The following is a 23,177-nucleotide window of genomic DNA, read 5'->3' as shown; positions in this document are numbered from 1 at the left end:
GAGCAATTCTAAAAATAAAAATTATAAATTGAAAAATGACAAGAATGCAATCAAGGATGAGAATGGCGTCTACCCGCAGGTATGTTAGCCAGACAATTACTGATGATAATTTATTTATAAAACCATGATTTCCTCCAATGAAGCCGAACGACTCACCGCAGTGCGCCGCTACGACATTCTTGACACACCACCGGATGGAGCCTTTGACCGAATCACAGCCCTAGCAACCCGGTTTTTCAACGTCCCGATTTCCATTATTAGCATCGTTGACCATGACCGAATCTGGTTTAAATCTCATCATGGGCTAGAAGTTCAGCAAATTGGACCCGAACTCGGACTCTGTGCCAGTGCGATTTTGCAAGAAGAAGTTTACACCGTTCTGGATGCCAAAGTAGACCCCCGCACGTTAGCAAACTCCTTAGTAGCTGGGGAATTTGGACTTCGTTTTTACGCAGCAGCCCCCTTGCAGACACGCGATGGTTTCAACTTAGGAACTATCTGTGTAATCGACTATCAACCCCGTCAAGTGACCGAGGCAGAAAAGGCAACTCTCACAGACTTAGCCGCCATTGTCCTTGATGAATTGGAACTGCGACTCGCCGCTCAAAAAGCCGTACAATCTGAAGTTGTCCGGCGAATGGCAGCACTGGAAGCAACCAGAGCCAAAAGTGAATTTCTGGCAATGATGAGCCATGAAATCCGGACTCCGATGAACGGAGTCATTGGGATGGCGGGACTACTGTTGAATACAGAACTAACGTTCCAGCAACGGAACTTTGTCGAGATAATTTGTAGCAGTGGCGATTCCTTACTGACAATCATTAACGACATTCTCGACTTCTCCAAAATCGAGTCCGGCAAGCTGGAATTAGAAGAACAACCTTTAAGCTTGTTAGATTGCATTGAAGCTGCCTTAGATTTACTCGCTCCCCGTGCTTATGAAAAAGGCTTAGAACTCGCTTACCAAATCGAGACAGGAACCCCCAGCATAGTGCTGGGAGATGAAATCAGACTGCGCCAAATTCTGGTGAATCTGCTGAGTAATGCAATTAAATTCACTTCTGCCGGGGAAGTAGTGGTTTCAGTAACGGCAAAAGAAGTAATGGTTAATCGGGAATCGGCAATCAGTAACTGGCAAGAAAACCAATCACCCATTCCTCCTTATTCATTACCAAATACCTGTTACCAAATCCAATTTTCCGTCAAAGATACCGGAATTGGTATTCCTTCAGACCGAATGAATCGCCTGTTTAAGTCGTTTAGCCAAGTTGATTCCTCTACCAGCCGTCAATATGGGGGCACGGGGTTGGGACTGGCGATTAGCAAACGCTTGAGTGAAATGATGGGGGGTCAGATGTGGGTTGAAAGTGAAGTTGGACACGGCTCCACTTTTCATTTCACCGTCATCGCCCGATCTTTTCCTGGCTGTCCACTGGTTGAACTCGATGCTGTCCAGCCGCAGTTAGCTGGAAAACGGCTGTTAATTGTGGATGAAAATGCTACCAGCCGCCAGATTTTGATTTTGCAAGCCCAATCTTGGGGGATGATGACGAAGGCAACTGAATCGGGTGCCCAGGCTTTAGGCTGGCTTCGTCAAGGTGAGCGTTTTGATATGGCGATTCTAGATAGGCAAATGCTAGGGATGGATGCCTTGAGCCTAGCGACAGAAATTCGCTCATTACCTAACGCTGAGGCATTACCCGTGGTGATGTTGACTACGTTTGGCAAAGAACCGGGGGAAAAACAGTTAGAGCGAGTAAAATTTGCAGCCTTCCTGAATAAGCCGATTAAACAATCTCAGCTTTACAATACCTTGAGTGGTCTGTTGGCACGAGAGCCGATCAAGGTGCAGCGCCCGCCCTTTACTTTACCTGAGCTTCAGCCCCACCTTGCCGAAGCTCTCCCCTTGCGAATTCTTGTAGCCGAGGACAATCGGGTGAACCAGAAGGTGGCTTTGCACTTACTGCAACAGTTGGGATATCAAGCCGATGTTGTTGACAATGGTCTAGAAGTGCTGGAAGCCTTGCGGCGTCAATCCTACGATCTGGTGCTGATGGATGTGCAGATGCCAGAAATGGATGGGTTAGAGGCGAGTCGTGGCATCTGCCAAGAAGGGTTGGCAACCGATGGTAGAGGGGATGCCTGCCCTACAAAACCTTGGATTATTGCTATGACGGCTAATGTCATGCAAGGCGATCGCCAAGCGTGTCTGGAAGCTGGCATGGACGACTATATCAGCAAGCCGATCCGAAAGGAAGAGTTAGTTCAGGCTTTGCAGAGGTGCAGAGGTGCAGAGGTGCAGGGAAGTGGGGGAGACAACACAACAGAGGGCGAAGCCACTACTTTACTCCACACTGAGTCCGGACAGGGTAGTGACGCAACATTATCATTCAGTAGTCCTATTGATGCCAATACCCTGCAATCATTTGCTAAAACAGTGGGAGGTAACGCCTCAAATTTATTGACTCAATTGATTAATTGCTATTTAGAAGATGCTCCCAAACTGCTGCAAGCAATCGGGACAGCAGCGAGTAACCAAGATGCGATCGCGCTTAGGCAAGCATCTCATACCTTAAAAGCCAGCAGTGCTGCTCTTGGTGCAATACAACTGGCTACTTTGTGTAAACAGCTCGAAGCGATGAGTCGGGCTGGAGAAATTGCTGGTGCATCCAAAATTGTTGTACAGATCGAAACAGAGTCTGAAACCGTTAAGGCGGCTTTGCAGATGGCAGCACAATCAAATCAGCGATGAAGATTACTTGCACTGAACCAGATTCCTACCTCGTCCTGATTGTTGACGACGACAGATTCACGCGGATGCAGCTGCGCGGCATGATGGAACACGAAGGCTACAAGGTGGCAGAGGCAAGTGATGGAGAGGAAGGCTTAGCTGCCTACACAAGCCTGCATCCAGACATTGTTTTGCTAGATGCGTTGATGCCGATTCTGGATGGTTTTGCTTGCTGTAGCCAGTTAAAATCCCTTCCTCAAGGCGATCGCACACCTGTTTTAATCATTACCAGCCTTGACGACCGAGAATCCGTCAATCAGGCGTTTGAGGCAGGTGCCACCGATTATGTCACTAAGCCGGTACACTGGGCAGTGCTGCGCCAACGGGTGCGCCGTCTCCTCCAGGCGAGTCGAGCAGCGGAAGAATTGCGACAGCAAAATCAGCGACAACGGCTAATGGGAGCGATGTTAGAGCGCATCCGCCAATCTCTGAACTTGGAAGAAATTCTCAATACTACAGCCAGCGAGGTGCGGCAATTTCTTGCCTCCGACCGAGTGATTATTTATCGCTTCAATCCGGATTGGAGTGGCGTCGTGGAGGTGGAATCTGTAGATGAGCCTTGGACTCCGATCTTAGGGAAAACACTTTTAGATCCGTGCTTTACTCAAAATTATGTCGAGCTTTACAAACACGGTCGTATCAGCGCCACGGCGGATATTTACACAGCCGGTTTGAGACAGTGTCACATCGATTTATTGTCTCAGTTTCAAGTCAAAGCTAATTTGGTGGTACCCATCCTGCAAAACAGGACTGAGGTGAAAGGACTCAGGACTGAGGAAGGGGAGCCGGGAAGCCCCCAGTCTTTAGCCCTCAGCACGGATAGCACTGAGTTATGGGGACTGTTGATTGCTCATCACTGTTCGCAACCTCGGCAATGGCAACAGTGGGAGATAGATTTTCTCTGTTCGTTGGCAACCCAGGTAGCGATCGCCATTCAACAATCTGAACTTTACCATCAGGTGCAGCAGCTCAACACAAACCTCGAACACCAGGTACAGGAACGCACCGCTCAGTTGCAGCAAGCTCTCAAATTTGAAGCGATGCTCAAACGAATTACTGATAAAGTGCGCGACAGCCTCGATGAAAGCCACATTTTGCAAACAGCCGTGCAAGAATTAGCACAAGTGCTGGGAGTTAAGTATTGCGATACGGCATTGTATGACATCAATGGGGCTACTTCCACGGTTTGCTATGAGTACACGCTCTCAATGCCTTCAGCTGAGGGAAGCGAAATCCAAATGGCAAGTAATCCGGCGATTTACTCCCAACTGTTGCAAGGAAAGTATCTGCAATTTTGCAAACTAGGTCCCAACCCAATTCAGCCGATTTCCGGTCAATCTTCAGTCTTGGCTTGTCCTATTTTTGATAACCAAGGGGTTTTGGGCGATCTGTGGTTATTAAACGATCGGGGATATATTTTTAACGAACTAGAGATTCGTTTATTACAACAGGTCGCTAATCAATGCGCGATCGCTATTCGTCAAGCCCGACTTTACCAAGCTTCACTGGCTCAAGTAAATGAATTAGAAAAACTCAATCAACTCAAAGATGATTTTTTAAGTACGGTTTCTCACGAATTACGCACCCCGGTATCCAACATGAAAATGGCAATTCAAATGTTGGAAGTTATTATGGAAAAACAATGCGATTGGTATGATGAGATAACCAGTCAAAAGGTCGAAGATCACCCAATTTATCGCTATTTCGAGTTGCTGAATGATGAGTGCAACCGAGAAATGAACCTAATTAACGATCTACTGCAATTACAGCAACTCAATGCAGGGGCGCATCCTTTAGAAAAGACAAGTATTCACTTACAAGACTGGATTCCCCATATCGTAGAACCTTTTGAACAGCGAACTCAAAAATACCAGCAAATATTACAAGTAAACATTCCCGAAGAACTGCCTCTTCTTGTTTCGGATCCATTCAGTTTGGCACGTATCCTCACCGAATTGCTGAATAATGCTTGTAAGTATACTCCACCAGAAGAAAAGATTACGGTAGCTGTTTATGTTAAATCGGAAAAGCTTCAGATCGAAGTGAGCAATTCTGGGATCGAGATTCCCACGAATGAACTTTCCCGTATCTTTGATAAGTTCTACCGCATTCCGAGTAATGACCCGTGGAAGCATGGCGGGACTGGTTTAGGACTAGCACTCGTCCAAAAATTGGTAGCTTATTTAGGAGGATCTATTAAAGTTGAAAGTACATCTAAAAAAACCTGTTTTTTAGTTGAATTGCCGATTAATTGATAGGAATAAAAATTGGTAATAGACAATAGAAAGTAAAAATTAAACATCGTATTTTGCTCAATGACTAATTACCAATCTGCGGGTGGTGTGCCAGAAGAAAGTGTGGGTCGTATTTTACAGCGGGGGGGTGAAGAACTGGCGCTGGAGAAAGTGAGCGATCGCTTCACGGTTCGCCCCGCCACCTCCGACGCTACATCTGAGGAGTTCGCGCTAACAATTCCCGCCCAAGCGCACCAGGAAATTCCCGGTAGAAGCGGGATGACCCCTCCCCTACAAGAATTTATTGTTGACCCATCCCAGCGAGACGAAGCCATGCAGGCGGCACGAGAATCAGAGGATGTCGCCTTTGCCAGTCATGTCTATAAACTCAAAGAGAATCCGCAGACGTTAATTTACCTAACGGATCAGGTGACAATTCAATTTGCCCCGCTGGTGGATGAGGAAACCCAAAGAGCGATCGCATCTTTATTTGGCTTACAATTGCTGCGACCTGTCAGCGGGATTCCCAACACCTTCGTCTTCGAGGTCAGTCCGCAAGCACAGGAAAATCCCATCAAAATTGCCAACCGCTTAATCGGGCGAAAAGAGGTACTCACCGCCGAACCCAACATCGTCGTGCGACAAGAAAAGCACTACCGACCCAAAGATTCCCTATATTCCAAGCAATGGTATCTCAACAACCTTGGCGGATCTCAGATGGCAGCCGGTTCTCACATTTCGGTTGAGAAAGCTTGGGATATCACCAGAGGCATCCGTTCCATCGTTGTCGCAGTGGCAGATGATGGCTTCGACCTCAACCACCCGGATTTTCAGGGAACTGGCAAAATTGTTGCCCCTAAAGACTTCAAAGAACAAGACTTCTTGCCGCTACCTGGAGACGATAATGAAAACCACGGAACCGCTTGTGCTGGGGTTGCAGTGGCAGAAGAAACCGGCACCGGCATTGTGGGAGTCGCCCCTGGCTGTGCCCTGATGCCCCTCCGCACCACTGGCTATCTAGATGACGAAGCCATCGAACAACTATTTGACTGGGCGATCAACAACGGTGCTGCGGTCATTTCCTGTAGCTGGGGGCCAGCAGCCGTCTACTTCCCCCTCTCCCTGCGGCAACGCGCCGCCCTAACTCGTGCCGCGACCCAAGGACGGGACGGTAAAGGCTGTGTCATCGTCTTTGCTGCTGGGAATGCGAATCGTCCTATCAGCGGCACGATTAACGAGCAGGGATGGCCTAATAACCTGTTAAAAGGTCCTACCCAGTGGCTGGGTGGTTTCACCGTTCATCCAGATGCGATCGCGGTTTCTGCTTGTACCAGCCTCAACAAAAAATCTGCCTACAGTAACTGGGGAACCAACGTCTCTGTCTGTGCCCCCAGCAATAATGCGCCGCCAGGAATGTGGTTTGAACAAACCGGCTATGTCAGTACCGCCCCCGAAGTCAGAGCATTGCTGCCAGGATTGGGCATCTTTACCACTGACCGACTAGGGGCAGCTGGATACGACAGCAACAACTTCACCAGTGACTTCGGCGGCACCTCCAGTGCTTGTCCCGTTGTCGCAGGCGTCGCTGCCCTGATTCTGTCAGCCAATCCCGATTTAACTGCAAAAGAAGTCAGGCAAATTCTGCAACAAACCGCTGACAAAGTAGTTGACCCCGACTCCGACCCCCAATTGACTTTTCGATTGGGCAGTTACGATGCGAACGGTTTCTCTCAGTGGTTCGGCTATGGCAAAGTCAATGCTTTTAAAGCTGTTCAAGCTGCCCAACAGCAGCGCGTCCAACCATCGCAAGCCTCCCAAGTTTTGCAAGGACGCAATGACAACCTCGTCCCCATTCCCGACTACAACTCCCAAGGTGTTACCAGCGCAATTAACGCGACTAACGCCAGCCCCCTACGAGATATCCAAGTCAGCGTCAACATTCAACACGAGTTTCTAGGGGATATCGAGGTTAGTTTGAGAAGTCCTAACGGGATTACGGTGCTGTTGCAAGGTCGCACGCTGGGTTCTACAACTCAATTGCAAGCCACCTACACGCTGCAAAATACCCCCGCACTCAAGCAACTCCTCAACAAACCCGCAGCAGGCGTCTGGCAGTTGTGGGTGGTGGATTATGCCCAGATGGATACTGGGACTTTGAACAGCTGGGAATTAACCTTGGGCGTCTGAGTAGGGCACTGCACTGCCGTGCCCATTGGTGTCCACTTAAGATTGGCTTGGCGGTTGAAACCGCAGCTATACAGACTCGCACCTGCCTTCTCCAGTTCAAAACTCATGATTTTTCTTTAGTCCGCGTCAGGCGGGCTTAGTTTATAAATGCGAAGCAACTTCTGCCCCTCTTCTTCTTGAAGGGGGGTAAGGGGGGTTGGCGTAGCCGCAACTTCCAGTCGCCAGGGCTTAAGTTGACTTTTATCAACAGGACTTACGCAACATCACCACATGTGGGGGCAACCACAGGGGATTGCTCCTACAAAACTCTATATGTATAAGCTTTGCGTAAGTCCCGATCAATACCGTAATTGACTGACGCTCTAGATGATTCGTGAAACTCTGTAGAGACACGACATATCGCGTCTCTACTTAAATGGGATTGTCTATAGCAAGCAATCCGAATTGATGTATAGAAATAGCGGCAACCGTAATCAGTAATGGGTTCTCTCCAATTACCCATTACCAATTACCTAAAAGCTTTTGTTCGCGAATGAATGAGAATTGCGATAGAGATTTTAAAACGATGACTGAGCGCCCGATACTTTCTCTAAGGGGGGAGCAGCACAGAGCGTATCCACCTCTTCTACTTCGCATCCATCTATCTGTTTAAGCGCAGCTTCTAAATCGGCGGTTAGTTTTTTCGCACTTTGTTTTGGCGTATTGCTGCAATAATTCGCTACTGAGATCGGCGAACCAATGTGAACTTTGATACCGCAGCCCCAATGCGGCACCGGGCTGCCGTAACGGACGCTGATGGGCACAATTTTGACATCCAATTCTGGTTGGCTGGATTCCACTTGCAAGGCAATTCGAGCCAAACCCGACTTGAGGGGGTGAACGCGCTTATCCTGGTAGATGCCGCCCTCTGGGAAGATGACCAGCACTTCTCCCTGGCGGAGAACTTCGACGCCATGACGAAAAGTGCCAACTCCCGGATTTCGAGTATCCACTGGAAACCCTCCCATGCGGCTGATGAACCACCCTTGCAACCCTTTCATTTCATCCGCTGACACCATAAACCGCAGGTCACGACCCGTCACAGGTCGTCCAGCGGCGTGAGGCACGACAAACGCATCCCAGCGGGCGCGATGGGTCGGAGCCAGAATCACCGGCCCGGTAGCGGGGATATTCTCTTGTCCGGTGACTTCGGCTTTACCAAAATAAAACGGTATGACAAGATATTTCGTCAGCTTATAGCCTAAGGAAGCTAGCCAAGGTAAAACACGGGAAGTAACAGGAACTACCTTGACAGGTTTTGGTGTCTCTATCGTTTGTTCAGAGGGGTCGAACTGAGTCATCACGAATAAAACTTCTCACAGCATCCATAATTCCAGCTTATGTATGATTACGGCATCTGTCTTCTACTAGAAGGACAGTTCTCATGCTGTCATTAGCAGAGTAAAAGTAAACATAATAAGAGCAATTCTTTTGTTTTGCCTTTTGCCTTTTTACTTTTGACTTTTTAAGCGCCGCTGGGCAAACCAGGATTGCAGATGTTGGCGGCAGGCAGACTCTAAGATACCACTGATGACTGGCAAGCGGTGGTTAGAGCCAGCACTATCTGGAATATTGGCAACGGTACGAATCGCGCCAGTTTTTGGATCGTCCACACCGTAAACGAGAAGCCGCAGACGTGCTAGCGCGATCGCACCGGCGCACATGGGGCAAGGTTCTAGGGTAACGTAGAGGGTGCATTGGTTAAGGTGCCAGTTCTGCATTGCTTGCCCAGCAGCTCTAAGAGCTAAAATTTCGGCGTGGGCAGTCGGGTCTTGATCGCGCTCTTTGCGATTTTCACCCTCTGCAATCAAGTTACCATCTGCACTAACAATCACTGCTCCCACTGGCACTTCCCCAGCATCACCCGCCTTCTCGGCAAGTTCTAGCGCTCGACTCATCCATTGTCGGTGAACTAGGTACGCAGAGTCCTCAATTCCTGGTGGCGGAATTTCCATAGCCATGCTAGTGCCCGTACCGGCTATACAAACTAAACTCGCCTGTGCTGGCTAATTTTAGCCTTAAATGGCGGGTTGAGCCAGTAGGGGGTCTAATTTTCCGTCTGTATTCAGCTGATAGAGGTCATCGCTTCCACCAATGTGCTGCTCATTGATGAAAATCTGCGGCACGCTTCGACTCCCGTTGGCACGCTCAGCCATCTTAGCTCTGGCTGCCTCATCACCATCAATTTTATATTCGGTAAAGTTGACGCCCTTCCACCAGAGCAACATCTTTGCTCTGATACAAAAGGGACAAGTTTGCCAAGTATAGATTTCAACGTTGGCTTTGTTGCGTTCTGGATGACGCTTTAGGATTGGATTAAGAAAGTCAAACATTTTAGGATTTTTGAATTCTCTAGATTTGGATATGTGTTTAGCCGTCGGCATTCAGCAATGCGCCTTCAGTTTAATTGACCAAGCCCAGGACTGAATACCTCTCTCTAGACTAGATCGTTCTTTTAAGCAAGACAACAACTGCAATATATTAGCAAATTTAGCAAATTAAAGGATTAATTTTATTGTTTGATGTTTTTATTTTCTAATTAGATATAGCAATCCTATTTGAGTTGTGAGATGCCAGCGGTTTAGATACCCGACTTCGTAAGAGAAGTCGGGTATCTCGCCTTCACGAATCATTTAGGACTGCTATAGCGTTGGCAAGTGCGACGGATCGCGCTAACCTTTGAGCAAATCCGGTTCTGTTTAGAGGCACCCTTGGCAGCAGATTTTAGACTTTTTTTAGAAGTAAATTGCTGTCTCGTCCGGTTTTTGCCTAGAAAGTTGATAAAGAATGTTAATGACTTCGCCCTTCTATTCGGTGAGGATTTTTAGCTAGCTAGTTTTTTTATTACAAAATACAATTGTTGCATCGCTTAAAAAGCTGTCTGTAAAGCCTTAGCCGCCTAGTCAGGGGTGATTGAAGAGCTACTCCTATGCTTACTACCTACCGTGTTACACACCAAAGGGATCGCGCTTTGTTCAATTTAGATTTAAGATAATTAATAAAAATGGTTAATTTTATTAAAGAAACTAATAATATATTCTCTATGCTCGACCCTTACGCTTTACCGCTCCATCAAGCAATTGATCGTAACCCTCTGACAGTGACTCCAGACACGCTAGCCACAGAGGCGATCGCATTGATGAGTCGGGCACAGGCTAGCTGTGTCATCGTGGTAGAGCAACAGCAGGTAACGGCGGAAGAACCAACACAAGTAGCAACACAAACCCCGATCGGAATTTTTACAGAACGGGACTTAGTTCAAGTTACGGCTTTAGGTAGGGACATTCAAGGTGTAGCGATCGCTGCACTGATGAACCAGCCACTCATCACCCTCAACGAATCCCAAGTACAAGATATCCAAACCATCAGCCGACTGTTTCGCCACCATCAGATTCGCCATCTGTTGATTGTACAGGACGAATCCGGTCAACTGGTAGGAATCATGACGCCAACCAGTCTGATGCCAGTCGTTAGCGATCGCTATAACCCGAAACCGGAAAACTTCTTCGGCTATTCAAACTTAGAATTGCCTGAGAGGGAAGCTCGTTACCGATTGCTGGCAGAAAACTGCACCGACATGATTTCCACTCACACTCCGGAAGGTGTTTATCTTTACGTTTCACCTGTATGCAGTATTTTACTGGGATATGAGCCGGATGAACTCCTGGGACACTCGGTGCTTGAATTTTGCCACCCGCAAGATTTGGTAGTGATGGAGCAATTTGCTCAGAATGACACTGTTACTTTAAGAGAACATTCAACCCAGCTAAACTTTCCAGAAATCGGCACAGTTAGCTACCGGATTCGTCATCGGCAAGGTTATTACATCTGGTTAAAAACTACGCTCCGAACTATCCGCCATCCGGATACGGGTGCAGTGCAAGAAATCATCGCCGTTTCGTGCAATATTAGCCAGCGCCAGCAGGCAGAAACCGAGTTAAGAGAAAGTCAAGAAAAATACAAAGTTATTTTTCAACGTTTTCCAATTGGCATTTGCATTACCGATAAAAACGGCAATATTATTGAAGCTAATCAAGCTTCAGAAAAGATTCTCGGTTTATCCACTGAAAAACATAAAACAAGAAGCTGTGACAGCAAAGAATGGCGCATCGTTCGACCGGATGGCACCCCAATGCCACCGGAAGAATTTGCTAGCGTTCGAGCATTAAAAGAAAATAAAGTGATTGAAAATCGAGAAATGGGAATTGTGAACGACCAGGATGAAATAACCTGGATTAACGTTACTGCTATTCCCATTCCTCTCAAAGATTATGGTGTTGCGATCGCTTACGTTGATATCACAGAGCGTAAAGCCGCAGAGGAGAAAGTTGAGAAATCGCTTTCTCTGCTTCGCGCCACGCTTGAATCAACTGCGGACGGCATCGTGGCAGTGAGCCTGGAAGGAGATATTGTCACTTACAATCAGAAATTTCTTCAGATGTGGCAGGTTCCAGAAGACCTGATAGGCTCACCTCGCGCTGACAAACGACTAATCTTTCTTAAAAACCAGCTTAAAGAGCCAGAAGCCTATCTGAGACGGGTTTGGGAACTTTCCAGGCAACCAGAAGCCAAGGCAGACGACATTCTGGAATTAAAAAATGGGAAAATCTTTGAGCGCTACTCCACACCGCACCGACTCGGCGAACAAATCATTGGCAGGGTGTGGAGCTTTCTTGACATTACCGAACGGACGCGAACGGAGGAGGCATTGCACTCTTCTATTGAGCGGGAGCGCTTGCTAGGGAGGATACAAGGGCGCATCCGCCAATCGTTGCATTTGAACGAAATCCTCAACACAGCGGTTGCGGAGGTGCGAAACTTTCTGCAAGCGGAACGAGTTGCTCTTTATCGGCTCGATCCTCGCGGTGCCTGCTTTGTCGTCGAATCTGTCGCACCCGGTGGTGAATCTATTCTGGATGTCTCGCTGTATGACCCCTGCTTTGAGGCGGAATATATCCAAAAGTTTCAAACCACCGGGTATGTGTCGGCGGTGGATGATATTTACCAAGCGGATCTGCCTGCGAGTTACGTGAAGTTACTGGCAGGAGCAGGAATTCAGGCAAATTTGATGGTGCCAATCTTGATTCGGGAACAGGGAGGGGGAAACCGAGAAGGGAAGAATGAATCCAAAACCCAAAATGCCGCCCCTTTGCGTCCCCCTTTATCGAATCCATCTGCCAAAATTCATTTATGGGGGATACTCTGCGTCCATCAATGCTCTGGATCTCGTCACTGGGAGCCGTATGAAATTAAGTTGTTGCAACAATTGTCCGTCGGGTTAGCGATCGCAATTCAGCAGTCTTCCCTCTTCAAACAGCTGGAGGAAGCCAACCGGGAGTTGCAGTGCATCGCTTCTCTGGATGGCTTAACTCAGGTGGCGAATCGGCGCAGGTTTGACGAATATCTAGCCCAAGAGTGGCGGCGGCTGGCACGAGAACAAGCGCCGATTTCGCTGATTTTCTGCGATATTGACTGTTTTAAAATCTACAACGATACCTACGGTCATCAAGCTGGAGATAGCTGTTTGCGACAGGTTGCTGGTGCGATTCGTTTGATGCTGAAGCGCTCAAGCGATCTAGTTGCCCGTTATGGAGGCGAGGAGTTTGCCCTAATTTTGCCCAACACTCCCTCTGCGGGTGCCGGTTACATCGCCGAGTCGATCCGTTCAATGGTGAAAAGCTTAGAGATTGTCCACGTCCACTCACCAGTCAGCCCATACGTCACGCTGAGTCTGGGTGTCGCCAGCATGGTTCCCAGTTTAACGTCTTCACCGGCAGCGCTGATTACAGCAGCCGATGAGGCGCTGTATCAAGCGAAAAAAGAGGGACGCGATCGCGTTAGCGTATGCGGCTAGACGCGGCTCTTCGCGTTAGTTCGCGTAGGGAATGGTTGAGGCAACGTTACCCAACAAATGCTTATGTTTTGTTGGGTTGAGGAACGAAACCCAACCTACAATTATTTTTAACCGAACCGTATTGATGCCAATACAACTTTTCAAACATCCTATAAGCAGCTCTTCGCGTTAGCGTACACCAAAATCATTGAGAGCATCGCCCTGTCCTACAAATTGATAATTTCTAACTTTTATTTTTTAACCTCTTAGATTTAACAAGCTCTGTTGCCGCTTCCGCCGGAACCGGGGGACTAAACAGATAACCCTGCAAGCCATCACACTGAACTGAGTACAAAAAATCCAATTGTTCTACTGTTTCAACACCCTCAGCAATCACTTTTAAATTGAGTCCATGACCCAGTGCCATGACTGCCTTGATAATCGCAGCATCATGAGTATCCGTCATCAGATCGCGAATAAATGAGCGATCGATTTTTAGCGTATTGAGCGGAAAGTGTTTTAGATAGCTCAGTGAAGAATAACCCGTCCCAAAATCATCCATTGAAATGTGAATTCCCAGATCCTGCAACTTCTGCAACACAGAAATTGTCCATTCCACATCCTGCATCGCAATGCTTTCAGTAATTTCGAGTTCCAGATAACGAGGTTCCAACTCAGTTTCAGCCAGAACTTGCTTAACAACTTTTACTAAATTGGGTTGCTGAACTTGACGCCCTGAAAGATTCACGGCAACCCGGATTGGCGGCAAGCCAAGTAATTGCCAAAGACGATTTTGCATGCAAGCTGTCCGCAAAACCCATTCTCCAATCGGACAGATCAAACCCGTTTCTTCTGCAAGGGGAATAAATTGATAAGGTGGAATTAATCCTAGTTCTGGAGATTGCCACCGAATCAGCGCTTCCATGCCCACAATTTGACCTGTTTTTAAGTCTACTTGCGGCTGGTAATGTAACAGAAATTCCTCGCGTTCTAAGGCTTTGTAAAGTCTGTTTTCTAACCTCAGTCGTTCTAGCGCTTTTGCCCCCAGGGCTGGTGTATATAGCTGGTAATTATTGCGACCTTGTTGCTTGGCTCTGTACATCGCCGCATCGGCGTTTTTTAACAGCGTTTCTACATCTTCCCCATCATAAGGAGCTAAAGCAATCCCCAAACTCGCCTTGATGTGTAAAGAGCTATCATGATATGTCTCTACATCGTCAAAATGAAAAGGAACGTTTAGGGAACCCAGAATTCTTTTCGCAATCTTGGTAACATCTTCCAGACAAGTGATTGGGGACAGCATAATGGTGAATTCATCCCCACCCCAACGAGCAACAATGTCGCTTTCTCGCAGACAGTCTGCGATGCGTCGAGCCGCACCTTGCAGCAGCAGGTCGCCTACGGCATGACCGAGAGTGTCGTTAATCGTTTTGAAGCCATCCAGGTCGAGAAACACCACCGCCAGCATATCGCCGCGATTCAGATGAGTGCTTGCTAGTGCCAGAGAAAGCCGGTCATTGAATAGCAGTCGGTTGGGCAAACCAGTTAAGAGGTCATGAGACGCCTGATGTCGGATTGTATCCTCTACCCGCCTTTGCATTACTGCCATGTAGAGGTGGGTTCCCACAGCTTGAGCCAGCTTGAGTTCTTCTTGCGTCCACTCTTTAGCTTGTCCTTGGGTGATTTCTCGCCATGCTTCAAATGACTGGCGGGGGCGCACGTTGCGTTCGTCGGAATTCTGACGCCCTGCCCATAGGGTTTCTGTATTCATCTCATGGCGGAAGATGGTGAGACACCCTACGCATTGCTGATGATATGTCAGAGGCACGATTAAAATAGAGCGAATGGTCGTTGGCTTGAAAGCAGAGGCTAAATACTTTAGTTGTGGTTCTTGATATAAATCGGGAATGGTGTAGAGAAAATTTTGACTTTTAAAATTTGATATTTCGCTAGCTGCTCCGTAGCGGTGGCGCGAAGATTCAAGGATATGGTTTTGAGGGTTAAATTCTGACTCTAGAAACCAGGAGTCAGAAGATTCCTGGATAAGATTCTGATGACTGACGGCTTGATTGTTGTCTTTGTAATGGTTTGCAGTAGCACTGCCTGGGATGCTGACGCTTCTCGGTTTCCCGGAGATAATTTGTTGCCAAAAGGGAGTTTCTTCAATCCAAGGCAGGATTGGCTGCTTGCCAGAGGTATAAAGTTGAGCAGGTTGACCAGTTGTATCTGCTGTAATATACAATCTGCCAGCGTCACCCTGTAAGGCGTTAACGGTTTTTTCTAAAACGGTCTGCCGAATTTCGGAAATTTTTAATGGGGAGTGGAGCAGACTGCTGATTTGGTTGATCGTTGACTCATGCTGAGCTTGTTCGCGTGCGGTTTGGAGAAGATGGGACTGAGCGATCGCAATTGACACCTGATCCACCAGCAGCTGGACAATTTGCAACTCTTGTTCGCTAAGTTTTCGCTGGGACACGTGGTGACACACCAACAACCCCCACAAGCTGTTTTGATGCAGGATTGGCACGGCTAGAGAAGCCCTCACCCCCATCGTCGTCAGATATTCGACGTGGCAAGGATCGACTGGGGAATAGCGGATATCTCTAGTTGCTAGATTTCTGCCGGTTGATAGACAATCTAACTGCTCTTGAGTTTTCTGCCTAGAAACGACATCGATAATGACTCGCTGGCGGACTTTGACAAACAACTCACGAGCATGGGGAGGAATGTCCTCCGCTGGAAACCGCAGCCCCATCATAGAGGGTAAGCGATCGCCATTTATAGATTCGGCAATCACTTCGCCACTGGCATCCGGATGAAATCGGTAAATTTTGACCCGATCCATGTCTAAAAAGGAACGAATTTCCCGCGCTGTTGTCGCCAATATCTCTTGTAGCTCTAAAGATTGGCGAATTCGCGTCGTAATTCGATTTAGCAAGTTTTCTCTATCGTAAGGTCGGGTTGTCCCCGTCCTTCCTGCTTGCTGTAATGTCGGTATATTCTTTCGTCGAACCATTCAATTAAACCTGTCTAGAGAGAGAAATAGATCCCTTAAATACCAGTATGAAGTGTTACATCTATCCTGAGATGGAAAAAAAATAAATTTGTAACTAAATAATTAAATGATGTTACGCCGAGAATTGAGTGCTACTTGCGTGCCGTGCTTATGTTTTGCTAGTGTTCATGTCCACCTGAGTGCGATCGCACAGATGATTTTTTAAGCAATGAATAGCGTAGCCCAAAAACTTGAAAGTCTCCTCTCCAGCTCCGGCATTGTTCAGTGGGAACAGATAGAAGGCACCCGAAAAGCACAAATATCTCAAGCAATTGCACCGGGAACCACCCTTAATTGCATTGTTTATCCCCACACGGAGGAAGAACTCGCTCAGGTTATGGCTTGTGCCTACCAGCAACGATGGGGCGTCTTACCCTGTGGCAGCGCCAGCAAACTGGATTGGGGCGGATTGGTAGATGGGGTCAATTTGGTTGTCAGTACCGAACGCCTCAATCGCTTAATCGCTCATGCGGTTGGCGACTTAACCGTTACGGTGGAAGCAGGCATGAAATTTGCCGAACTGCAAAAGATTTTAGCGCAACAAAGTCAATTTCTTGCTCTAGATCCAGCTTATCCAAAAGACGCCACTATTGGCGGCATTGTGGCGACAGCTTGGGGCGGCTCCTTGCGACAACGCTATGGCGGAGTTCGGGATATGCTACTGGGTCTTTCTTTTGTCCGCACCGATGGTCAAATTGCCAAAGCTGGGGGTCGGGTGGTAAAAAATGTTGCCGGTTACGACATGATGAAGCTATTCACCGGCTCTTTTGGAACCCTAGGGATTGTCAGTCAAGTTACGTTTCGGGTTTATCCCCTGCCTGAGGCATCTGCAACCGTAGTGCTGACTGGCACAGCCGAAGGAATTGCCGCAGCAACCAAAACTTTGCTAGCTTCAGCCTTGACGCCCACGGCTGTTGACTTGCTATCAACTCAGATCGTGGCTAGTTTAGGGTTAGGGGAGGGAATTGGGGCGATCGCTCGCTTTCAAAGTATATCGCCGAGTGTGAAGGAACAGGGCGCTCGATGGTTGGAAGTGGGGCAGCATCTGGGTTTACAGGGTGTCCTGTATTCAGATGCCGATGAGGCTGAGTTATGGCAGAAGTTACAAGAACAAATGTGGACATCCCACACAGAGGCAGCGATCGCTTGCAAAATAGGAGTATTACCGACTGCCGCCGCTACCATTTTGACTCATCTGCAAATCCACGTCCCATCGGTGATGTGTCTGATTCATGCTGGGAGTGGGTTGGGGCTATTGCGGTGCAATGGTGATGTTGGAGAGAAAACAGCGATCGCGTTTTTACAACAGATGCGATCGCTCTGTGAATCTCACGGTGGGTTTCTGACGATTCTGGAAGCGCCTATCTCCTTGAAGCAGCAACTAGATGTCTGGGGTTATACCGGCAATGCCCTGGATTTAATGCAGAAAATCAAAACGCAATTTGATCCAGAAAATATTTTAAGTCCAAATCGTTTTGTCGGTGGAATGTGAACAAAGCGCTTTCATCGCCGAAAATACCGCCTAAAAAGTAGGGAAGATTACACCCATCCATGCAAACATCAGAGAATTCTTTGACAAATTTAGATGATTCAAACCCGATTAAAATTAACGGATTTGATAACGATCATCCCCCAGATCCCAAGTTAATTGATAGCTGCGTTCACTGCGGTTTTTGTCTTTCTACTTGTCCCAGCTATCGGGTGATTGGCAAAGAGATGGATTCTCCCAGAGGCAGAATTTATCTCATGGATGCTATCAATAAAGGTGAGATTCCTCTGAATACTGCCACAGTGCAACATTTTGACTCTTGCTTGGGATGTCTTGCCTGTGTCACAACCTGTCCTTCTGGCGTGCAGTATGACAAGTTGATTACTGCCATGCGCCCCCAAATTGAACGTAATTATTCGCGCAGTTTGCCAGACAAGTTGTATCGGAAACTTATTTTTTCGCTATTTCCTTATCCCAATCGGCTGCGAGTTTTGCTGGTGCCTCTGATGGTCTATCAGAAATTAGGCTGGCAAAAATTAGTTCGTTCGACCGGATTACTCCAGCGCCTTTCTCCTCGCTTGGCGGCGATGGAATCAAATCTGCCAGAAATTACTCCCAGTAGCTTTGTAGACACCCTACCAGAGTTGATTCCGGCTGAGGGTGAGAAACGCTATCGGGTGGGCGTTATTTTGGGCTGCGTGCAACGTCTATTCTTTTCAAAGGTAAATGAAGCAACGGTGCGGGTATTAACCGCCAATGGCTGTGAAGTCGTGATTCCAAAGACTCAGGGATGTTGTGCTGCATTGCCGCATCACCAAGGACAGGAAGAACAAGCAAAAGCGATCGCTCGCCAAATGATTGATAGTTTTGAAGGTACAAATGTTGATGCCATCATCATCAATGCTGCGGGTTGCGGTCATACTCTAAAAGAATACGGACACCTCCTCCAAGATGACCCTGATTATCAAGAGAAAGCCGTAAAATTTGCCGCTCAAGTGAAAGACGCTCAAGAGTTTCTTTACGAAGCAGGAATAACTGCGAAACTTTCCCCGCTTTCTGATAAACCACTGACTTTGGTTTATCAAGATGCCTGTCATTTATTGCATGGGCAAAAAATTAGTTTGCAACCGCGCCAATTATTACGACAAATTCCAGGCGTCCAACTGCGGGAACCTATTGATGCAGCTTTGTGTTGTGGCAGTGCTGGGGTTTATAATATGTTGCAACCTGAAGTTGCTGGAGAATTGGGTAAGCAAAAAGTTGAGAACCTTCTCAATACAGGTGCTGAATTAATTGCGTCTGCGAATCCCGGTTGTACGATCCAAATTAGCAAGCATTTAGAACTTCAAGAAAAGGCAATTCCCATCATGCATCCCGTAGAGTTGTTGGATTTGTCAATTCGGGGAGTGAAACTGTACGAGTAGAGAAATTTTCGATTACCGCAAAGGTGATAGCAGAGGTAGAAGGCGATCGCTTATGGTACAAACACCTACTAAAACACTGACTCTAGAGGAGTTTCTGAAATTACCAGAAACTAAACCAGCCAGTGAATACATCAACGGTAAAATTATCCAAAAACCAATGCCGCAGGGGAAGCCCAGTAAGTTACAAGGAAAGCTAGTCACTGCTATTAACGAGGTAGTTGAAGCTAAGCGAATTGCCTTAGCCTTTCCGGAATTACGGTGTACCTTTGGCGGACGAGCAATCGTGCCAGATGTGGCGGTGTTTGCTTGGGATAGAATCCCCCTTGATGAGAATGGGGATGTTGCTAATGTATTCCAGGCTGCTCCAGATTGGACAATTGAAATTCTCTCTCCAGAACCAAGCCAGACTAAAGTAACCGGAAATATCCTGCACTGCCTCAAACACGGTAGCAAATTAGGCTGGCTGCTCGATCCAGAGGAACGCTCCGTGCTAGTCTACCCTCCCGGACAACAACCAGAATTGTTGCAGGAAGCAGCCGACGTGCTACCCGTTCCAGACTTGTTAACAGAACTGCGGTTAACGGTAGGGGATGTGTTTGGATGGTTAAGACTAGGAGGATAAACAAACAGGAAAGACAATGATTGAGCAAATAGCTTGAAAAACCGCTTATTTTAATCCCTGACAGGGATTCATACAGCTTAATCTCACTCCACCATATGTAATTAATAAATTTATTGCTACTTGCTCAAAATCTGGTTAGGCAAAAGTTGGTTTGAAATTCCGTACTTTGGATGTCAGTCTTAGTACACTTTCACCTACAACTTGCTAAAAATATTTTAGGCGATCGCTCCTAAACTCACTAGCTCACCGAGTCAACGCTCAGAAGGCGTTTAACTTTTGTATACTACTTTATGAGTTTCATTAATTTTGTGCATGACTTCTAATACACCCTTAATTCAATTTTTTGAAGGAATTCCTGAAGAAATCAGTAACGTCAGCCTACGACGGAATCGCAGTTCTGGAGTCCGTAGTGTATTGATGACATTTAAAGAGCTGAAAGCCATAGAAAAATTCAACAGCTTTAAAAATAAATTTTCTAATGCGCTGCGGTTAACGGATGAAGAAGGTGAAATAAGCGTTGAGCCTTCTTCTGTAAAATTTGTTTTCAGCGGGCCTGAAGGGGATAACTTTCAGCGGCTGGACTGTGAATTTGAAATTCAGCGAGAAGACCACTGGGAGCGATTCATGCGGTTTATGAATCGCTATGCTGAGGTAAATGGTATGGCTTACGACACTAAAAAATCCCCCGCTAGCGAGGCAACGACAGAAGCATGAAAGTAGCCATTACAGGAGCAACTGGATTTGTCGGCTCTCGGCTGGTAGAACGACTACACGCTCAAGGAAATCAAATATTGGTTTTCAGCCGTAACCCCGCTAAAGCGAAGCAAGTCTTTCTTGCCAACACCTATCCCAATCTCGAAATCATTCCTTATACCCCCACTGAATCAGGCTCCTGGCAACAGTCCATTGCTGGATGCGATGCTGTGGTGAATCTAGCGGGAGAACCGATTGCGGAAAAGCGCTGGACTCCAGAACAAAAGCAGACGATCCTAAATAGCCGTAAGATAGGGACGCAAAAAATTGTAGAAGCGATTAACCAAGCGAATCCCAAGCCCTCTGTCTTGGTTAATTCTTCTGCAATTGGCTACTACGGCACCAGCGAAACGGCTGCCTTTGATGAAACCAGCTCAGCCGGTAACGATTTTCTCAGCACTGTCTGCAAAGAGTGGGAAACAGAAGCCCAAAAAGTCAAAGACAGCGGCACGCGACTGGTAATTGTGCGAACTGGAATTGTCCTAGGAATGGGAGGGGCACTTGCCAAAATGCTTCCCCCCTTCAAAATGTTTGCCGGTGGCCCCATTGGTACAGGGCGTCAGTGGTTCTCCTGGATTCACCGAGACGATTTGGTGAATCTGATCTTATTTGCACTCAGCCACCCAGAAATCGAAGGTGCCCTAAACGGTACAGCTCCGAATCCAGTCCGGATGAACGAATTGGCTCAAACTTTGGGGGAAGTTTTAAATCGACCCTCCTGGCTGCCAGTTCCCGGCTTTGTTTTAGAAGGTCTCTTGGGAGATGGTGCCCAAGTCGTTTTGGAAGGGCAACAAGTTCTTCCAAAACGCACCCTGTCCCAAAGTTTTGAATATCAGTATTCGACCCTAAAACCAGCGCTGACGGAAATTGTGAAGGAATAAATAATTGGGAAAAAGGTAATCGTTTTGAGTTTTGAGTTTTGAGTTTTGAGTTAATACCTCATCACTCATCACTCATCACTCTACCTGTTACCTATTTACCCTCCCTTCAACTTTCAACCTTCAAACCTTCAACTGGCAGGTTGTTATCTTCAACCTTTAAACCTTCAACTGGCAAACTGTCATCATCCTGCACCCGCTGTAGTTTAGCTCCCAGCTTCCGCAGTTTATCCTCCAGCTTTTCGTAACCCCGATCTAGATGCTGCAATCCCTGAATTGTCGTTTTTCCCTCTGCCGCCAGCGCTGCCAGAACTAGCGCCGCCGAAGCACGTAAATCAGTAGCCAGTACAGGTGCCCCCGATAACATTGGCACTCCCCGCACGATTGCATGATTGCCTTTCACGCGAATGTCTGCACCCATGCGATTCAACTCTGCCACATGACGCAATCGGTTTTCAAACACCGTTTCGCTAATCACGCTGTCCCCTTCACTGAGGGTCAGCAAAGCCATAAACTGCGCCTGCATATCTGTGGGGAAACCAGGATAGGGCAATGTTTCAATATCTGTTGCCCCGTGTGTTTGCCCTCCGATAATCCGCAGGCGGTTGGGCGCTTCTTCGAGTACCGTCGCCCCAATTTCCCGCAGCTTGGCAATCACAGCCGTGAGATGGTCTGGAACGATCGGGGACAGACTCAGTTCTGAATGGGTAATCGCCCCTGCAACGAGCAATGTCCCCGCCTCAATCCGGTCGGGAATGATGCTGTAGTCCACAGAATGTAAGCTGGGGACGCCAGAAATCACAATTGTATTGGTGCCTGCACCGCGAATCCGCGCTCCCATCGCTTTGCAAAAATTAGCCAGATCCACGACTTCTGGCTCTTGGGCGGCGTTTTCTAGGGTTGTTTCTCCCTCGGCTAGGGTTGCCGCCATCATCAGTGTCTCTGTCGCACCAACACTGGGATAGTCCAGATAAATTTTTGCTCCCTTTAACCTTCGATTGCCCCCAGTCACATAGGCATTTACCATCCCATGATCGATTTGTACATCTGCCCCCATGTCCCGCAAACCTCGGACGTGAAGATCGACGGGTCTGGCACCGATAGCACAACCGCCAGGTAGTGGCACTCTTGCTACACCCAGTCGCGCCAGCATCGGGCCAACGATAAAGAAACTGGCTCGTAGCTGAGAAACTAACTCGTAGGGCGCTTTTGATTGTCCAATGTGGCTAGCGTTGATGTCGAGAATGTCGCCATTCCATTCCAGCTTCACGTCTAGGGACGACAGAATTTGACCCATGCGCTTGACATCGACAAGCGAGGGAACGTTACGGATTCGGCAATCTTGAGGACACAGCAAGGCTCCTGCCATGATTGCTAGTGCCGCGTTCTTTGCGCCGCTAATCTTGACGTGCCCTTGCAGGGAAGCTCTACCCCAAATGTGCAGGACGGACTTGTCTTCTTCGGGCAGAGAGTAGGTATCGGTCAGGCTGAGAGGGGGGTTAATAGGTCTATCCTCCAAATTTCACGGAATAGGGTGGCATTTTTTTAAATTTGGTTTTGATTCTACAGGAAAGATTTCAAATGTCTAGATTAGCGATCTATCTTCATTGTCACTCGATGAAGCATTGTACCTTGTATCGGTTCACTTTTCCGGAGCAAAGGAGTTGACAAATTATAGAATTTGTTGCATAATGGTAAATCGGTGATCTAAATCAAGATAAGCGGAACTGGCGGAATTGGCAGACGTCTGCACCCTGGGATCCTCAGGCCGCCTGCGGGGCGGCGACGGCATCCTCGAACGCGATCACCTCGCGCGCGGTGGCCAGGGCCTTGTAATATTCGCCCTGGGCGATCTCGCCGGCGAAGCGGATG

At 47.7% G+C, this 23,177-nt stretch carries 14 protein-coding genes; 9 read left to right on the top strand and 5 right to left on the bottom strand.

What is annotated here, in order from left to right:
- The first annotated feature begins 124 nt into the window (after positions 1-124).
- Genes ACFW2W_RS19210 through ACFW2W_RS19200 form a run of 3 tightly spaced genes read left to right on the top strand, consistent with a single transcriptional unit; the run spans position 125 to position 7,212 of the window.
- On the top strand, positions 125-2,752 hold the full coding sequence (locus ACFW2W_RS19210; RefSeq protein ID WP_378181743.1) for a response regulator: 2,628 nt from the start codon (positions 125-127) through the stop codon (positions 2,750-2,752).
- Positions 2,749-5,046 carry a GAF domain-containing protein gene (locus ACFW2W_RS19205; protein ID WP_378181740.1) on the top strand — a complete coding sequence of 766 codons (2,298 nt, stop codon included), beginning with the start codon at positions 2,749-2,751 and terminating at the stop codon, positions 5,044-5,046. The genes ACFW2W_RS19210 and ACFW2W_RS19205 overlap by 4 nt, the downstream gene beginning before the upstream one ends.
- Before the next feature lie 60 nt (positions 5,047-5,106).
- Positions 5,107-7,212, top strand: a complete 2,106-nt coding sequence (locus ACFW2W_RS19200; RefSeq protein ID WP_378181737.1) for a S8 family serine peptidase — start codon at positions 5,107-5,109, stop codon at positions 7,210-7,212.
- Positions 7,213-7,769: 557 nt separating this feature from the next.
- Here ACFW2W_RS19200 and ACFW2W_RS19195 read toward each other — a convergent pair.
- The 3 genes from ACFW2W_RS19195 to grxC all read right to left on the bottom strand — a co-directional run bounded on the left by ACFW2W_RS19195 (position 7,770) and on the right by grxC (position 9,584).
- The gene (locus ACFW2W_RS19195; RefSeq protein WP_378181734.1) at positions 7,770-8,552 is read right to left on the bottom strand and encodes a lysophospholipid acyltransferase family protein; all 783 of its coding nucleotides are present in this window, start codon (positions 8,550-8,552) and stop codon (positions 7,770-7,772) included.
- Positions 8,553-8,702: 150 nt separating this feature from the next.
- A complete protein-coding gene (tadA, locus tag ACFW2W_RS19190; protein ID WP_378181948.1) occupies positions 8,703-9,206 on the bottom strand; it encodes a tRNA adenosine(34) deaminase TadA in 504 nt (167 codons plus the stop codon).
- A 63-nt stretch (positions 9,207-9,269) separates the two neighbouring features.
- Positions 9,270-9,584, bottom strand: a complete 315-nt coding sequence (gene grxC, locus ACFW2W_RS19185) for a glutaredoxin 3 (RefSeq protein ID WP_378181731.1) — start codon at positions 9,582-9,584, stop codon at positions 9,270-9,272.
- Between the two features lie 671 nt (positions 9,585-10,255).
- On the opposite strand from grxC, the gene ACFW2W_RS19180 reads away from it, so the two are divergent.
- Positions 10,256-13,105 (top strand): diguanylate cyclase domain-containing protein, encoded by a 2,850-nt coding sequence (locus ACFW2W_RS19180; protein WP_378181728.1) that lies wholly within the window; start codon positions 10,256-10,258, stop codon positions 13,103-13,105.
- Positions 13,106-13,328: 223 nt separating this feature from the next.
- Here the strand turns inward: ACFW2W_RS19180 and ACFW2W_RS19175 are convergent, their stop codons facing one another.
- Complete coding sequence (locus ACFW2W_RS19175; RefSeq protein ID WP_378181725.1) at positions 13,329-16,100, bottom strand: EAL domain-containing protein; 2,772 nt, start codon at positions 16,098-16,100, stop codon at positions 13,329-13,331.
- Between the two features lie 208 nt (positions 16,101-16,308).
- Between ACFW2W_RS19175 and ACFW2W_RS19170 the strand changes: the two genes are divergently transcribed.
- From ACFW2W_RS19170 to ACFW2W_RS19150, 5 genes are all read left to right on the top strand, one after another.
- Entirely contained in the window at positions 16,309-17,631 is a 1,323-nt protein-coding gene (locus tag ACFW2W_RS19170; RefSeq protein ID WP_378181722.1) for an FAD-binding oxidoreductase, read from the top strand.
- Positions 17,632-17,690: 59 nt separating this feature from the next.
- A complete protein-coding gene (locus ACFW2W_RS19165; RefSeq protein ID WP_378181719.1) occupies positions 17,691-19,052 on the top strand; it encodes a (Fe-S)-binding protein in 1,362 nt (453 codons plus the stop codon).
- Positions 19,053-19,104: 52 nt separating this feature from the next.
- Positions 19,105-19,674, top strand: coding sequence for a Uma2 family endonuclease (locus ACFW2W_RS19160; protein WP_378181716.1), 570 nt, complete (start codon positions 19,105-19,107; stop codon positions 19,672-19,674).
- Positions 19,675-19,986: 312 nt separating this feature from the next.
- Entirely contained in the window at positions 19,987-20,388 is a 402-nt protein-coding gene (gene psb28, locus ACFW2W_RS19155; protein WP_378181713.1) for a photosystem II reaction center protein Psb28, read from the top strand.
- Positions 20,385-21,308, top strand: coding sequence for a TIGR01777 family oxidoreductase (locus tag ACFW2W_RS19150; RefSeq protein ID WP_378181710.1), 924 nt, complete (start codon positions 20,385-20,387; stop codon positions 21,306-21,308). The genes psb28 and ACFW2W_RS19150 overlap by 4 nt, the downstream gene beginning before the upstream one ends.
- 106 nt (positions 21,309-21,414) lie before the next feature.
- Here the strand turns inward: ACFW2W_RS19150 and murA are convergent, their stop codons facing one another.
- Positions 21,415-22,824: a UDP-N-acetylglucosamine 1-carboxyvinyltransferase gene (murA, locus tag ACFW2W_RS19145; RefSeq protein ID WP_378181707.1), complete on the bottom strand. Its 1,410-nt coding sequence runs from the start codon at positions 22,822-22,824 to the stop codon at positions 21,415-21,417.
- Positions 22,825-23,177: the final 353 nt, after the last annotated feature.

This window comes from Coleofasciculus sp. H7-2, from assembly GCF_042747725.1.
Taxonomy (GTDB): domain Bacteria; phylum Cyanobacteriota; class Cyanobacteriia; order Cyanobacteriales; family FACHB-T130; genus FACHB-T130.
Note: the sequence above shows the minus strand (reverse complement) of the source record. Positions and strands in the feature narration are given on the sequence as shown.